The 13,772-nt window shown below is 63.4% G+C and carries 14 protein-coding genes and 1 other RNA gene; 9 read left to right on the top strand and 6 right to left on the bottom strand.

Features of this window, described 5'->3' with window-relative positions:
• On the bottom strand, window positions 1-249 hold a 249-nt coding region (locus tag HHA01_RS10765), incomplete at its 3' end, for a pyruvate kinase (protein ID WP_246053878.1).
• Between the two features lie 390 nt (window positions 250-639).
• On the opposite strand from HHA01_RS10765, the gene gap reads away from it, so the two are divergent.
• The 3 genes from gap (at window position 640) to HHA01_RS10750 (ending at window position 4,382) form a co-directional block, all read left to right on the top strand.
• Window positions 640-1,650 (top strand): type I glyceraldehyde-3-phosphate dehydrogenase, encoded by a 1,011-nt coding sequence (gene gap, locus HHA01_RS10760; protein ID WP_141320551.1) that lies wholly within the window; start codon window positions 640-642, stop codon window positions 1,648-1,650.
• A gap of 79 nt (window positions 1,651-1,729) precedes the next feature.
• Window positions 1,730-2,473 (top strand): sulfite exporter TauE/SafE family protein, encoded by a 744-nt coding sequence (locus HHA01_RS10755; RefSeq protein WP_141320549.1) that lies wholly within the window; start codon window positions 1,730-1,732, stop codon window positions 2,471-2,473.
• A gap of 151 nt (window positions 2,474-2,624) precedes the next feature.
• A complete protein-coding gene (locus tag HHA01_RS10750) occupies window positions 2,625-4,382 on the top strand; it encodes a formate--tetrahydrofolate ligase (RefSeq protein WP_141320547.1) in 1,758 nt (585 codons plus the stop codon).
• A 22-nt stretch (window positions 4,383-4,404) separates the two neighbouring features.
• On the opposite strand, the gene HHA01_RS10745 is transcribed toward HHA01_RS10750, so the two are convergent.
• Entirely contained in the window at window positions 4,405-5,169 is a 765-nt protein-coding gene (locus HHA01_RS10745; protein ID WP_174787732.1) for a M15 family metallopeptidase, read from the bottom strand.
• A 434-nt stretch (window positions 5,170-5,603) separates the two neighbouring features.
• On the opposite strand from HHA01_RS10745, the gene HHA01_RS10740 reads away from it, so the two are divergent.
• Entirely contained in the window at window positions 5,604-5,825 is a 222-nt protein-coding gene (locus tag HHA01_RS10740) for a hypothetical protein (protein WP_141320545.1), read from the top strand.
• 482 nt (window positions 5,826-6,307) lie between these two features.
• Here the strand turns inward: HHA01_RS10740 and ssrA are convergent.
• Window positions 6,308-6,687: a transfer-messenger RNA gene (gene ssrA, locus HHA01_RS10735) on the bottom strand.
• A gap of 43 nt (window positions 6,688-6,730) precedes the next feature.
• Window positions 6,731-7,222, bottom strand: a complete 492-nt coding sequence (smpB, locus tag HHA01_RS10730) for an SsrA-binding protein SmpB (RefSeq protein WP_141320543.1) — start codon at window positions 7,220-7,222, stop codon at window positions 6,731-6,733.
• A 129-nt stretch (window positions 7,223-7,351) separates the two neighbouring features.
• Between smpB and HHA01_RS10725 the strand changes: the two genes are divergently transcribed.
• Entirely contained in the window at window positions 7,352-7,786 is a 435-nt protein-coding gene (locus tag HHA01_RS10725) for a type II toxin-antitoxin system RatA family toxin (RefSeq protein WP_141320541.1), read from the top strand.
• Window positions 7,787-7,796: 10 nt separating this feature from the next.
• Window positions 7,797-8,090 carry an RnfH family protein gene (locus HHA01_RS10720; protein WP_141320539.1) on the top strand — a complete coding sequence of 98 codons (294 nt, stop codon included), beginning with the start codon at window positions 7,797-7,799 and terminating at the stop codon, window positions 8,088-8,090.
• A 7-nt stretch (window positions 8,091-8,097) separates the two neighbouring features.
• On the opposite strand, the gene HHA01_RS10715 is transcribed toward HHA01_RS10720, so the two are convergent.
• On the bottom strand, window positions 8,098-8,571 hold the full coding sequence (locus tag HHA01_RS10715) for an outer membrane protein assembly factor BamE (RefSeq protein WP_141320537.1): 474 nt from the start codon (window positions 8,569-8,571) through the stop codon (window positions 8,098-8,100).
• A 33-nt stretch (window positions 8,572-8,604) separates the two neighbouring features.
• Between HHA01_RS10715 and fur the strand changes: the two genes are divergently transcribed.
• Window positions 8,605-9,024: a ferric iron uptake transcriptional regulator gene (gene fur, locus HHA01_RS10710; protein WP_141320535.1), complete on the top strand. Its 420-nt coding sequence runs from the start codon at window positions 8,605-8,607 to the stop codon at window positions 9,022-9,024.
• A gap of 137 nt (window positions 9,025-9,161) precedes the next feature.
• On the opposite strand, the gene recN is transcribed toward fur, so the two are convergent.
• A complete protein-coding gene (recN, locus tag HHA01_RS10705) occupies window positions 9,162-10,835 on the bottom strand; it encodes a DNA repair protein RecN (RefSeq protein ID WP_141320533.1) in 1,674 nt (557 codons plus the stop codon).
• Between the two features lie 218 nt (window positions 10,836-11,053).
• On the opposite strand from recN, the gene grpE reads away from it, so the two are divergent.
• Window positions 11,054-11,695, top strand: a complete 642-nt coding sequence (gene grpE / locus HHA01_RS10700; RefSeq protein ID WP_141320531.1) for a nucleotide exchange factor GrpE — start codon at window positions 11,054-11,056, stop codon at window positions 11,693-11,695.
• Window positions 11,696-11,818: 123 nt separating this feature from the next.
• Window positions 11,819-13,753, top strand: coding sequence for a molecular chaperone DnaK (dnaK, locus tag HHA01_RS10695; protein ID WP_141320529.1), 1,935 nt, complete (start codon window positions 11,819-11,821; stop codon window positions 13,751-13,753).
• The last annotated feature ends 19 nt before the right edge of the window (window positions 13,754-13,772 follow it).

Here is a 13,772-nt window from a genome sequence, read left to right as displayed (position 1 = left end):
GCGCGCGATGCGAATCTTGGGGCCCTGCAGGTCGCCCAGCACGGCGACGCTGCGCCCCAGTCGAGCGGCCGCCTCGCGCACCTCGGTGAGGCGGCGGCGATGATCATCGGGCGCACCATGGGAGAAGTTGAGGCGAACCACGTCGACACCGGCGGCGATCATGCGCTCGAGCACGCCGGGCCGGTCACTGGCCGGGCCGAGGGTGGCGACAATCTTGGTGCGGCGAGCGGGTAGGTCGGAATAGGGCATGCCGGAACTCCTGTGGCCGGGTGAAGCTTGGGCCTTGATGGGGTGAATCCTGTCACCTTAGCGCATGCGTGGTTTTTTTACTAAGTATAGTGCTTTCGACCAAGGTCTACCCTTTGCCCAAGGGTGCATCACTTGTCGGCATAACGCTTTGATGATGCGAGCTTTATGGAAATTTTGGCGGTTCAGGGTGGCGTTTTTGTGTTGTAAAGTTACTAAAAATGGCTTGTGTCCGGCGCGATGGTCATTCACATTGTGGGGAATTGGAGTCGTCGTGCCGGCCAGCGCAGGTTGGCGCCAGGGCGCGGGAGGCATGCATCGCGATGCGCCGCCCTGCTTCACCGACGGCTCAGCCACTTCCGCAGGACGGTACTCAATCGAGAGGACGACACCATGACACTCAAGATCGCCATCAATGGCTTTGGTCGTATCGGTCGCAACGTGTTGCGCGCACTCTATGAAGGCGGGTATCGCGACCGGGTCAGCGTTGTGGCCATCAACGACCTGGGCGACCCCTCGCTCAATGCTCACCTGCTGCGTCACGACACCGTGCATGGGCATTTCGGCTTCGAAGTGACGCATGACGACGAGAGCCTCAGTGTCGGTGGCCAGCGCATCCACATGCTGTCCGAGCGCGATCCGTCGCAACTGCCCTGGAAGGATCTGGGTGTCGATCTGGTCTTGGAGTGCACCGGCCTGTTCACCAAGCGCGACGCCGCGGCTCAGCACATCACCGCCGGCGCCGGCAGGGTGCTGGTTTCGGCGCCCACGCCCAATGCCGATGCCACCATCGTCTATGGCGTGAACGAAGGCGAGCTGACCGCCGAGGATCGCGTGGTGTCCAACGGCTCCTGCACCACCAACTGCCTGGCGCCGCTGGCCAAGGCGTTGAACGACAAGGTGGGCATCGAGACCGGCCTGATGACCACGGTGCATGCCTACACCAATGACCAGAACCTGTCCGACGTGTACCACAAGGACCCCTTCCGGGCGCGCAGTGCCACGCACTCCATGATCCCGGCCCAGACCGGCGCCGCGGCGGCGATCGGCCAGGTGCTGCCCGAGCTCGACGGTCGCCTCGATGGTCTGGCGGTTCGCGTGCCGGTGATCAATGTCTCGCTGGTCGACCTGACCTTCACGGCCTCGCGCGAGACCAGCATCGAGGAAATCAATGCCGCCGTCGAGGCCGCCGCGGCCGAGTCGCCGGTGCTCAGCGTCAATGCCCAGCCGTTGGTCTCCATCGACTTCAACCATGACGCCAATTCATCCACCTTCGACGCCAACCATACGCGCGTCAGTGGTAAGCTGGTGAAGGTCATGGCCTGGTACGACAACGAGTGGGGCTTCTCCAATCGCATGCTCGATACCGCCCTGGCCATGCATGGCGTGAGCAACGACGGCTAAACCGCGCAGCGCCTAAGCCTGACCCGATGCCGGGGCGGTGATGACCGCTCCGGCGCTTTTGTGTGCAAGGAATCCCGCGATGCTTCCCGATTACGGCTGGCTGGCCTGGACATTGATCATCCTCTCCACCTATCTGACCGGGGTGTCAAAGGGTGGCTTTGCGGGCGGCTTCGGCACCCTCTCGGTGCCGTTGATGGCGCTGGCCATCGGGCCGATCGAAGCGGCAGGCTTGTTGCTACCGTTGTTGCTGGTCATGGACGTGTTCGCGGTCAAGGCCTGGTGGGGCCATCACGTGGCCACCGAGATCCGTCGCCTGCTGCCCGGCATGGCGCTGGGGGTGATCGCCGGTACCCTGCTGATCGGCACGCTCGACGAGAACCATGTGCGACTGCTGCTTGGCGTGGTGTCGCTACTGTTCGTGGTTTACATGATCCTCAAGCCGTCGGCATCGCGGCCCATCCATGCCCTGTGGGCCTGGCCGGCGGGCATCGGTGTGGGAGTGACCAGCTTTCTGGCGCATGCCGGCGCGCCGCCGATGAACCTCTATCTGGTGCCGCGTCGGCTCTCCAAGCAGGCCTTCATCGCCACCTGTACCCTCTGCTTTGCAGCGGTCAACCTGATGAAACTGCCGCCGTACCTGTGGCTCGGTGAGATCAACCTGACCAGCGCCTGGGCTTCGCTGGCGCTGGTGCCGGTGGCCTGGGCCGGGGTGAAAAGCGGACTGTGGCTGCAGAGTCGCGTCAACGAGCGGCTGTTCTATCGGCTGGTGATCCTGGCCATGGCCATCGTCGGTGTGCAGTTGATCGTCAAGGCACTGGGGTAGCGGTCGTTCAATAAGGCCAGATGATGTCCGTCTCGGCTATGCCGACGTCGTATTGGGAATGCACGCGATGCGCAAGGCGTTCCACGCTGCTTTGAGCATTGGGCTGAGCAGCGTGATGGCGCCGCGGAATGGCGCCTCTTGAGGAGGCGGAATGAACGATTATCGGCCGTGGCAGACCCCTGAATCCCCGATGGAAGAGGCCACCCTGTGCGAGGCGACTGCCACACCGGAGTGGCCGCCGCCCGGGTCCCCGGACAGTGTCATCGCCCGGGCTGTCAGTCCCTGGCCGATCCACGATGTTGCAGCCCGGCTGGGCATCGAGGCTTCTCGGCTGCTGCCCTTCGGTCATGACAAGGCCAAGCTGCCCCATGATTTTACCGATGAGCTGGCCGAGCGTCCGCAGGGCAAGCTGGTGCTGGTCACGGCCATCACGCCGACACCGGCCGGTGAGGGCAAGACCACGACCACCGTGGGGCTGGGAGATGGCCTGAGCCGGATCGGCCAGCGAGCCGCCATCTGCCTGCGTGAACCCTCGCTGGGGCCCTGCTTCGGCATGAAGGGCGGCGCGGCCGGAGGCGGCCGCTCGCAGGTGATCCCCATGGAGGATATCAACCTGCACTTTACCGGCGATTTTCATGCCATCAGCAGTGCGCATAATCTACTGGCCGCGCAGATCGACAACCACCTCTACTGGGGCAACGCCCTGGACCTGGATCCCGAGCGGATTACCTGGAAGCGCACGATGGACATGAATGACCGGGCGTTGCGCCAGTTGATCGTCGGCGAGGGTGGCCAGGGGGTGCCACGCCGCGATGGCTTTGATATCACCGCCGCTTCCGAGATCATGGCGATTCTCTGCCTGGCACGCGATCTGGACGACCTGCAATGGCGGCTCGGCGAGATCGTGGTGGCGCGAACGCGCGATGGGGCGCCGGTGCGTGCTCGGGATCTGGAGGTCCAGGGCGCCATGGCCGTGCTGCTCAAGCAGGCGCTGGCGCCCAACCTGGTACAGACACTCGAGCACACCCCGGCCTTCGTGCATGGCGGGCCCTTTGCCAACATCGCGCATGGTTGCAACTCGGTCATGGCCACCCGCTCGGCGCTGGCGCTGGCTGATGTGGTAGTCACCGAGGCCGGCTTCGGGGCGGATCTGGGCGCCGAGAAGTTCTTCAACATCAAGTGCCGGCAGGCCGGCCTGTCACCCAGTGCGGTGGTGGTCGTGGCCACGCTGCGCGCCCTCAAGATGCATGGTGGCATCGCGCGCGAGGCACTGGGGCAACCCGATCCCGAGGCCGTGCGCCGCGGTGCCGCCAACCTCGCTCGCCATGTCGCGAACCTGCAGGGCGCGGGCGTCCCGCTGGTGGTGGCGATCAATCAGTTCGACCAGGATTCCAGCGAGGAGCATGCCGTGCTGCGCGAGGCCTGTGACGCCATGGGGGTGGAAGTGGTGCTGAGCCGCCACTGGCAGGAGGGCTCGGCGGGCAGCGAGGAGCTGGCCGAGCGCGTGATGGCGCTGCTGGACGGCGCCACCCCGGAGCCGCGATTGAGCTATGCCGATGATGCCGGCCTGGCGGACAAGCTGCGTGCCATCGCCACGCAGCACTACGGCGCCGCGGATATCCAGCTGGAGGAGCGGGCACAGCACCAGCTGGAGGAGTACGAGGCGCTGGGGTACGGTCACCTGCCGGTCTGCATCGCCAAGACGCCTTACAGCTTTGCCGCCGACCCGGAGATGGGGGGCCTGGCCGCCGGGCATGTGCTGCCCATCCGGGAGCTCGAGCTGGCCGCCGGGGCGGGCTTCGTGGTGGCCTTGTGCGGCACCATCATGCGCATGCCGGGCATGCCTGAGCGACCGGCGAGCGCCGGGATGGGGCTCGACGCAGCCGGCGAGATCGAGGGCTTGTCCTGACCCGCCTGGCGTGTGGTTCGGCTTATAGTTGGCGTCGCCAGCGGCTCTCGATGGTGTCCAGTTCCGCCGGGCCGTAATGGGCGCTGTCATGACCGCCGTAGTGAGCCCAGAGCTGGTCGCCGAGGTCGAAATGCCACCATTCGCTGGGCAGGTTGGTGAAGCCCTGGGCCAGCATGGCGTGGTAGAGCAGGCGGCGATGGCGTCTCGCCTGATAGCGGCTGCCGCCTTCCTCCAGCTCGCTTTCCAGCGCGGCAGCATGTGATGCCGACACGGCCTCGTCGAACAGGGTGCCCATGTCCAGCGGCAGACCATCGGCGTCGCACAGCGTCACGTCCACGGCGCCTCCGGTCAGATGGGGGCTTGGCGAGGTCGGCTCGTTACTCGGCTGGGCGACGAATTCGCGCGTGCGCTCCAGCAGTTCCCGTTCACCGAGAGACGGGTGCCTGGCCTGGATGATGGACTGCAGGGTCTCGAACAGGTACTGCTGAACACGCCAGGGACGCCAGCCATCCAGCACCAGCAGGCTCATCCCTTCGGGCAGGGCGCGGGCCACCGCCAGCAGGCGACGGTAGACGCCTTCGCGCACATAGCACTCATCGATGGCCCCCGGAATACCCAGGCGGGCGTAGGCCGGAAATACCTTGATCGGCGCTGGTGCCAGGCTCATGGGCACTAACGGCTCGTCACTGCCCTGAATCGGTAGCCGGCCGATCGACGACCAGTCCGGCTTGGCGCGATGTGGAATGGGAATCTCGTCGTGAGCGGTGTCAGGGGTCGGTTGGGTCATGGGGTTATCCAGGAGTCTTGGGCAGCGGTCGCTGGCTCAGGCAATCGCGTCATGTGTATATCGTTCGATGGAATCTTGTAGTCAGGTTACCGAAATCCATGCTGCAGGTGCTCAGAGTCGTCAAAAAACAACACCGCATACGCCTAATGATGCTTTGTGCGGTGCCGCAAGCTGACCCATATTGAAATCACGGCGTCAGACGGTAAATCGCTACCTGGATTCATCGCGCTGACGCAAGGCTACCACCTGAGTGCCCTGTTGTTTCCGATCCAGGCGCCAGGAGTGAGGTTCTGCAAGACTATCGACCTCCCGCAGTACGCCCAGGGTACTTACCAGGCCCGGCATGCGTAGCTAAGGCACCAGAACGCCATCGCGGATGGCGGCCCGGGTGAAGATGCCCCGGGATAATGATGACTTTGCATGAGGATGACACCATGAACGGTATCCAGTTAGCCGAGCAAGCCGATCAGATCGCCAGTACATTCAGCAAGCAGGACCTGGCCAAGGTAGTGGTAGCGTTGCGCGCCAATGGTAACTCCCTGCAGCACGCCGTCGCGGTACTCGACACCATTGATGCCTGCCAGGGTTATACCCTCGACTGGGCCTGGGATGAGGTTCTGGCAGGAGAGAAGCAGGCCATGGTCCAGGATGATTGAGCGTCGCGAGCCGAGCCAGGGACGTTCGGTCCAGTAACGGCGGCTCGGCGTGCGACCGGATCAGGACAACCGCAGAGCCGAGGCTGTTGATGCCTCGGCTCTTTTGGCTTCAGGTACCTGCCTGCCCGGGTTCCGTGGAAGGTGGAGTTGCGCCAGCGTCGCAACCCGTTCTGGGTAGTCGGTCGAGCAAGGGACGGCAACAATCTATCGCCATCAAGTGTGGTTCTATGGTGCTCGGGGCATTGGGGCTTCGGGCCCCACGAGGTGCCCCCATATGTGCCCCCGTGCGTTCGAGAGAGTGCCAACACGCTGTCGGCGGGCAGGCACCCAAACGAAGAAACCACCCGTGGAGGTGGCTTTCTTCTGGTGTTGGTGGGGTGACGGGAATCGAGCCCCTGTCGTTCGAGAGAGTACCGACACGTTGTCGGCGGGCAGGCCTCAAACGGAAAAAGCCACCCGTGGAGGTGGCTTTCTTCTGGTGTTGGTGGAGGCGGCGGGAATCGAACCCGCGTCCGCCGACACTCGCCCATCGGCTCTACATGCTTAGTTCCGTCTTTTGGTTTAACACCGCTGGCTCCGACGATCAGGATCCAGAAGCGCGATTCCTCTTAGTTTTAACGATTGACACGAGGACAGGGCCAATCGCGATCCCATCATCTATGAGCTCGTTCCCTTCCGTGATGAATGGGCACATCACTTCCGGGTCGGACTAGAAGCTAGCAGTTGTTACGCTGCCAGCGCGCCCTGAGCGTAGTTGTCGTCGTTTGCGACTATTTAGTCGTGATGTTGTATTTACGAGATACATCACACTCTCGGCATGCACCTCAGGGGTTGTCGCCGGCGTCGAAGCCATGTCGCCCCCGTTGCGTCCCCATTCTAACAGCATCGCTGTCAGTGCGACAGGGTTATGTCTTGTTCTGCTCGCGCATGATCCGGCCCTTCTGCCGCTGCCAGTCGCGGTCCTTCTCGGTCTCCCGCTTGTCGTGAATCTTCTTGCCTGTCACCAGGGCCAGTTCGCACTTCACCTTGCTGCCTTTCCAGTACAGCTTGAGCGGGACGCAGGTATGCCCCTTGTCCTGGGTGCGCGAGAAGATGCGGGCGATCTCCTTGCGGTGCAACAACAGCTTGCGCGTGCGCGATGGGTCGGTCACGTCGTGCGTGCTGGCGGTGTTGAGCGGCGTGATGTTGCTGCCCAGCAGCCAGGCTTCGCCGTTCTTGATCAGGATGTAGGTGTCGGTCAGCTGTCCCTTCCCGGCACGCAGACTCTTCACTTCCCACCCTGCCAGCGACAGACCGGCCTCGAAGGTTTCGTTGATGTGATACTCGAAGCGTGCCTTCTTGTTCAGGGCGATGGTGTTACCGCCTGGACCCTTGCTCTTGCCTTTCTTGTTGGCCATGGAACCTCATATTCTGTCTTGCCGAAAATGGCCTGCCCCTTCGATATGGGGGGAAGCATGATACCATTCAAGGCTTGAAATCACTGCTCATGATACGCCTTGGGCCCTTTGAAGTCAGCGGAGAGGTCAATGCCAACGGTCAATCGGTCCGCCCTGGTGCGGCACACCCCCAAGCAAATGTTCGACCTGGTCAACGATTTCGAGCGTTACCCGGAGTTTCTGCCGGGGTGTCGCGATGCCCGCCTGCTGGAGCATGATGAGGCACACCTGGTTGGCGAAATGACGCTGGGGCGTGCCGGCATCGAACAGAGTTTCACCACGCGCAATGATCTTCAGGAGCCGGAGCGCATCGATCTGTCGCTGGTCAGTGGCCCTTTCAAGCGCCTGACAGGGCGCTGGCTGTTCACGCCGATGGGCGAGGACACCTGCAAGGTCAGCCTGGAGATGGAATTCGAGTTCGCCAACCGTTTGATGGGCATGGCCTTCGGCAAGCTGTTCCAGCAGGTGGCCGGCCAGCTGGTCGATGCCTTCACTCGCCGTGCCGATGAGCTCTATGGACGCTGAGGCCCCGAGTATGATGCAGGTCGAAGTCGCCTTTGCACTGCCCAGCCGGCAACGCATTATCCAGCTAAGCCTGCCGGAGGGCACGACGGCCCGTGAAGCGGTGCAGCAGGCCGACCTGCCCCACCACTTTCCGGAGGTGGCACCGGCCACCTTCGACGAGGCACCGCTCGGCATCTTTGGCAAGCCCCTGCGAGACCCGCAGCAGCATGCGATGCGGGACGGCGATCGCGTGGAGGTCTATCGCCCCCTGCAGCTCGACCCCAAGGCGGCACGGATCGCCCGCGCCGCTGCCAAGCGTGACTGAGCCGGGCTCAGCTGTCCTCGGGACGCACGTTGAGCAGGTTGCCGGTTTGCTCACCGGATGACTCGGTGGGTCCGATGCCGCGTTCGTCGGCCACCGCGGGCGGCTCGGAGAAATCGCCATACCGTTCGATATCGGCGACGCGGTTGCCCTGGAAGGTCAGCGTCAGACGGCGTTGCTCGGTGCCGCTGTAGGCCTTGTCCAGGTAGTAGATGTAGTCCCACTCGCCAGCATCAAAGGGTGCCGTGAGCAGTGGGCTGCCCATGATGTTGAGCACCTGCTGGCGTGTCATGCCGGGCTGCAATTGCTCGGCCATGTCGGAGGTCACCAGGTTACCCTGGGCGAGATCCCTTTTGTACACGCCAAGGTAGCTGCAGCCACTGATCAATGTCAGGGCGACAGTCAGGGTGGCGGTGAGGGTGACGGTTCGGGTCAGCTTTTGCATTTGCGCCTGTTCTTCACTATCGTGGTTTTGGTCGATCATACCCGACCCTACCTGATACTGCGAAGAGCAAACATGGCCGACCAAAACCATGAATTACGCAAGGCCGGTCTGAAAGTGACCCTGCCGCGCGTCAAGATACTACATATTCTCGAGAACGCCACGGGACAACACCACCTGAGCGCCGAGGATGTCTACAAGACACTGCTGGAAGCGGGCGAAGACGTGGGCCTTGCCACCGTCTATCGTGTGCTGACGCAGTTCGAGACAGCCGGGCTGGTGACGCGCCACAACTTCGATGGCGGGCATGCCGTCTTCGAGCTGACCCAGGAGGAGCACCACGATCATATGGTGTGCCTGGACAGTGGCGAGATCATCGAGTTCTTCGATGACACCATCGAGCGCCGCCAGCAGGAAATTGCCGAAGAGCATGGCTACGAGCTGGTGGACCATGCCCTGGTGCTTTACGTGCGTCCGAAGAACGCGAAGAGCTGAACGGCTGACACAGCCAGCCGCGTCGGCGACGTCAACCACCAGGTCATCTCGAGACGCTCCTCATCCCCGGGGATGAGGAGCGTCTGCGTGTTGGTGGCAGCGCCGTCGAGTCGGTCCTGAGTGCAGGCCGTGGCGGATCAGTGGTGCGCGCGCTGGCTGGCGTCGAGCATCTCGCGGGCGTGGGCCAGGGTCTGGTCGGTGAGCTTCATGCCGCCCAGCATCCGGGCCAGTTCGCCTACGCGGCCGGCTTCATCGAGTACCGCCATCTGCGTCAGCGTGGTGTCGTCTTCGGCCTGCTTGGCGATATGCAGGTGCTGGTGAGCCTGGGCGGCGACCTGTGGCAGGTGGGTGACGGTCATCACCTGGCCGTTGCTGCCCAGCCGCCGCAGCAGCTGGCCGACGACTTCCGCGGTGGCGCCGGAAACGCCGACGTCGACCTCGTCGAAGACCAGGCTGGGAATGGTCGAGTGCTGCGCGGCCACGACCTGAATGGCCAGGCTGATGCGTGACAGCTCGCCGCCCGAGGCCACCTTGGTGAGCGGACGTGCGGGCTGGCCCGGGTTGGCACTGATCAACAGCCGGGCCCGCTCCAGCCCTTCCGCGGAGGGGGTGTCACGTGGCGTCAGCTCGACTTCGAAGCTGGCCTTGTCCATGGCCAGAAACGCCAGCTGATCCTGCACTTCCTTGCCGAAGCGCTTGGCCGCTTTCCGACGGGTCTTGCTGACGGCTTCTGCCTGTTCCCGCCAGGTTTGCTTGAGTCGCTCGACCTCGGCGCTCAGGCTATCCAGGTCGTTGTCGCCGCCGTCGAGTTCGGCCAGCTCGTCGGACAGGCGCTGGTGCAGGGCGACCAGCTCTTCCGGGGGCACCTGGTGCTTGCGGGCGATGCGGTGCACTTCGCTGAGGCGTTGTTCGACCTGGGCCAGGCGTTCCGGGTCCAGCTCCACGCTGGAGGCGAAGTGGTTGAGTTCGCGGCCGGCTTCCTCCACCTGGATGCAGGCGTCGCCCAGCATGCTCAGGGCATCGGCCAGGGCGCCTCGTTCGCTGCCGGGCAGGGCGGAGAGTCGGTTGACCGCCTGATGCAGCAACGGCAGGGCACCGCCCTCGTCGCCATCACAGCACTGGGCGGCGAACTGGGCTTCCTGCAGGCGCTCCTCGGCATGGGCCAGGTTTTCCTGCTCGGTTTCCAGCTCGTCCAGCTCGCCCTCGGCCAGGCTCAGCTGGTCGAGCTCCTCGACCTGGTAACGCAGCAGCTGCAGCCGGGCGCGAATCTCGTCGTCATCCTCCGAGAGGCGCTTGAGTCGTTGCTGGGCGTCACGCCAGTCGCGATAGGTCTCGGCCAGTGCCTCGATGGCGGCATGGTGACCGGCGAAGTCGTCGAGCAGTTGCAGGTGGGTGTCTTCGCGCATCAGGCCCTGGTGGGCATGCTGGCCGTGAATCTCGATGAGGTGGCTGCCCAGCGCCTTGAGGTCGCTGACCGTGGCCGGCAGGCCGTTGATCCACGCCTTGGAGCGCCCCGAACGGGTCACCACGCGCCGCAGCAGGCAGTCCTCACTGGGCAGTTCGCGGGCTTCGAGCCAGGCGCGGGCGCCGGGCAGTGCCGAGACATCGAAGCGCGCGCTGAGGTCGGCGCGTTCGCAGCCATGGCGCACACTGCCGGTATCCGCCCGTTCACCGAGGCACAGGCCGAGCGCCCCCAGCAGGATGGACTTGCCGGCCCCTGTCTCGCCGGTAATGGCGGTCATGCCGCTGTCCCATTCGAGTGACAGTTGGTCGACGATAGCGAAGTCGCTGATGGCAAGCTCTGTCAGCATGATGCCTCCCCGGTGCCGCTGGAATTCACTGGTTATTCATCCATTGCCTTGTGTGTTTATACAGTAGTTCATGTCGGCGAACAACGCGCACCGCGAATCGGTTGGCAGGGGTGCCTTGAGTTCTGCGCTGTCAGCCCCATATACCTGGCAACGACGTTTCAACCCGACAACATGTCTTCAGGCGGCACCGCCCGCCAGCTGTCATTCAGGAGGCACACATGGCCAAAGATCCGCAGACACCTCAGGACGATGAGCTTTCCCGCCAGCAGGCGGAAACCGACGCCCAGGTGGAGCCGGAAATCGTCGACGGCGAGCTCGAGGATACCATCGAGGATGCAATCGAGAACGCTGAACAGGAGAAGGTCGAGGGTGAGTCCAGCGACAACCCCGAAGCCGAGATGCTGGCGGCCAAGGTAGAGGAGCTCGAGAAGAGCCTGGCCGAGGCCAACGACAAGGCCATGCGCGAGGCGGCCGAGGCGCAGAACATTCGCCGTCGTGCCGAGCAGGAGACCGAGAAGGCACGCAAGTTTGCGCTCGAGAAGTTCGTCAAGGAACTGCTGCCGGTAGTCGACAGCCTGGAAAAGGCGCTGGACGCCATGGGCGAGGATGCCACCGAAGTGCATCGCGAGGGGGTTTCCATGACCCTCAAGCTGCAGCTGGATGTGCTCAACAAGTTTGGCGTCGAGGTGGTCGACCCGGCCGGTGAACCCTTCGATCCGCAGTACCACGAGGCCGTGACCATGGTGCCCAACGCGGAAATGGATCCCAACAGCGTCATGGAAGTGATCCAGAAGGGCTATCTGCTCAACGGTCGCCTGGTACGCCCGGCGATGGTCGTGGTCAGTCAGGCCGCCGAATGATTTTGCGCTGAAAAAGCGCTTCGGGCCCTTGAAAAGGTGCTGAGGGCCCCCAGATACATGGCATCAAGGCGGTAACCGCCTCACACGAACGAATTTGTAACAGCGATATTTCGAGGATTTCCTATGGGACGCATCATCGGTATTGACCTGGGGACCACCAATTCCTGCGTTGCCGTGCTCGACGGCGACCAGGCCAAGGTGATCGAGAACGCCGAAGGCGCTCGTACTACCCCGTCCATCATTGGCTACACCGACGACGGCGAGACACTCGTCGGTCAGGCGGCCAAGCGCCAGGCGGTGACCAACCCGCAGAACACCCTGTATGCCATCAAGCGCTTGATTGGCCGTCGTTTCGAAGACGATGTCGTGCAGAAGGACATCAAGATGGTGCCTTACACCATCACGGAAGCCGACAACGGCGATGCCTGGGTCGAGGTCAAGGGCAACAAGCTGGCGCCGCCCCAGGTCAGTGCCGAAGTGCTGCAGAAGATGAAGAAGACCGCCGAGGACTACCTGGGCGAGACGGTCACCGAAGCGGTCATCACCGTGCCGGCCTACTTCAACGACAGCCAGCGTCAGGCCACCAAGGACGCGGGTCGTATCGCCGGTCTCGAGGTCAAGCGCATCATCAACGAGCCGACGGCCGCTGCACTGGCCTACGGTATGGACAAGTCGCGCGGCGACAAGACCATCGCGGTCTATGACCTGGGTGGCGGTACCTTCGATATCTCCATCATCGAAGTGGCCGATGTCGACGGCGAGACCCAGTTCGAAGTGCTGGCCACCAATGGCGATACCTTCCTGGGTGGTGAAGACTTCGACCTGGCGTTGATCAACTATCTGGTCGATCAGTTCAAGCATGACAGCGGCATGGACCTGTCCGGCGACAACCTGGCCATGCAGCGCCTCAAGGAAGCCGCCGAGAAGGCCAAGATCGAGCTGTCCAGTGCCCAGCAGACCGAGGTCAATCTGCCGTACATCACGGCCGACAACACCGGGCCCAAGCACCTCAACGTCAAGGTCACGCGGGCCAAGCTCGAGTCGCTGGTCGAGGACCTGGTGGCGCGTTCGCTGAAGCCGTGCAAGACCGCGCTGGCGGATGCCGATCTGTCCGCTTCCGACATCGATGATGTCATCTTGGTCGGTGGTCAGACGCGCATGCCGCTGGTGCAGTCCAAGGTCACCGAATTCTTCGGCAAGGACGCCCGCAAGGACGTCAACCCGGACGAAGCCGTGGCCGTGGGTGCTGCCATCCAGGGCGGTGTGCTCGGCGGCGACGTCAAGGACGTGCTGCTGCTCGACGTTACCCCGCTGACTCTGGGTATCGAGACCCTGGGTGGCGTGATGACGCCGCTGATCGAAAAGAACACCACTATCCCGACCAAGAAGACGCAGACCTTCTCGACCGCGGATGACAATCAGACGGCCGTGACCATTCACGTGCAGCAGGGCGAGCGCAAGCAGTCCAGTGGCAACAAGTCGCTGGGTCGCTTCGACCTCTCCGACATTCCGCCGGCGCCGCGCGGTGTGCCGCAGATCGAGGTCGCCTTCGACCTGGACGCCAACGGCATTCTCAACGTCTCCGCCAAGGACAAGGCGACCGGCAAAGAACAGTCGATCGTCATCAAGGCCTCCAGCGGTCTGTCCGAGGAAGAAGTCGAGCAGATGGTGCAGGACGCCGAGGCCAATGCCGAAGAGGACAAGAAGTTCGAGGAACTCGTCCAGCTGCGCAACCAGGCCGACGGCATGGTCCACGCCGCCCGCAAGACGCTCGAGGAAGCCGGCGACAAGGCGACCGACGAAGAGAAGCAGTCCATCGAGAATGCGGCCAGCGAACTCGAGGAAGCCATCAAGGGCGACGACAAGGACGACATCCAGGCCAAGCTGGATACGCTGACCGAAGCCTCCGGCAACCTGGCGCAGAAGATGTACGCCGAGCAGGGTGACGACGCCGCTCAGCAGCAGGCCGACAGCGGTGAGCAGGCCGAAGGCAAGCAGGAAGAAGACGTGGTCGACGCCGAGTACGAGGAAGTCAACGACGACCAGAAAAAGCAGTAAACCACGACGCCTGAATCAC

The organism is Halomonas halmophila (assembly GCF_006540005.1).
In the GTDB taxonomy this organism is placed as follows: domain Bacteria; phylum Pseudomonadota; class Gammaproteobacteria; order Pseudomonadales; family Halomonadaceae; genus Halomonas; species Halomonas halmophila.
The sequence above is the reverse complement of the archived record's forward strand: the minus strand, read 5'-3'. Positions and strand labels throughout refer to the sequence as shown.

Bases quoted from the DNA above. Each gene is read 5' to 3' on its own strand.
- HHA01_RS10750 (WP_141320547.1), top strand. From the start codon at position 2,625: ATGAACGATTATCGGCCGTGGCAGACCCCTGAATCCCCGATGGAAGAG.
- HHA01_RS10755 (WP_141320549.1), top strand. From the start codon at position 1,730: ATGCTTCCCGATTACGGCTGGCTGGCCTGGACATTGATCATCCTCTCC.
- HHA01_RS10715 (WP_141320537.1), bottom strand. From the start codon at position 8,571: ATGATCGACCAAAACCACGATAGTGAAGAACAGGCGCAAATGCAAAAG.
- fur (WP_141320535.1), top strand. From the start codon at position 8,605: ATGGCCGACCAAAACCATGAATTACGCAAGGCCGGTCTGAAAGTGACC.
- HHA01_RS10720 (WP_141320539.1), top strand. From the start codon at position 7,797: ATGATGCAGGTCGAAGTCGCCTTTGCACTGCCCAGCCGGCAACGCATT.
- HHA01_RS10740 (WP_141320545.1), top strand. From the start codon at position 5,604: ATGAACGGTATCCAGTTAGCCGAGCAAGCCGATCAGATCGCCAGTACA.
- HHA01_RS10725 (WP_141320541.1), top strand. From the start codon at position 7,352: ATGCCAACGGTCAATCGGTCCGCCCTGGTGCGGCACACCCCCAAGCAA.
- smpB (WP_141320543.1), bottom strand. From the start codon at position 7,222: ATGGCCAACAAGAAAGGCAAGAGCAAGGGTCCAGGCGGTAACACCATC.
- HHA01_RS10745 (WP_174787732.1), bottom strand. From the start codon at position 5,169: ATGACCCAACCGACCCCTGACACCGCTCACGACGAGATTCCCATTCCA.
- grpE (WP_141320531.1), top strand. From the start codon at position 11,054: ATGGCCAAAGATCCGCAGACACCTCAGGACGATGAGCTTTCCCGCCAG.
- gap (WP_141320551.1), top strand. From the start codon at position 640: ATGACACTCAAGATCGCCATCAATGGCTTTGGTCGTATCGGTCGCAAC.
- recN (WP_141320533.1), bottom strand. From the start codon at position 10,835: ATGCTGACAGAGCTTGCCATCAGCGACTTCGCTATCGTCGACCAACTG.
- dnaK (WP_141320529.1), top strand. From the start codon at position 11,819: ATGGGACGCATCATCGGTATTGACCTGGGGACCACCAATTCCTGCGTT.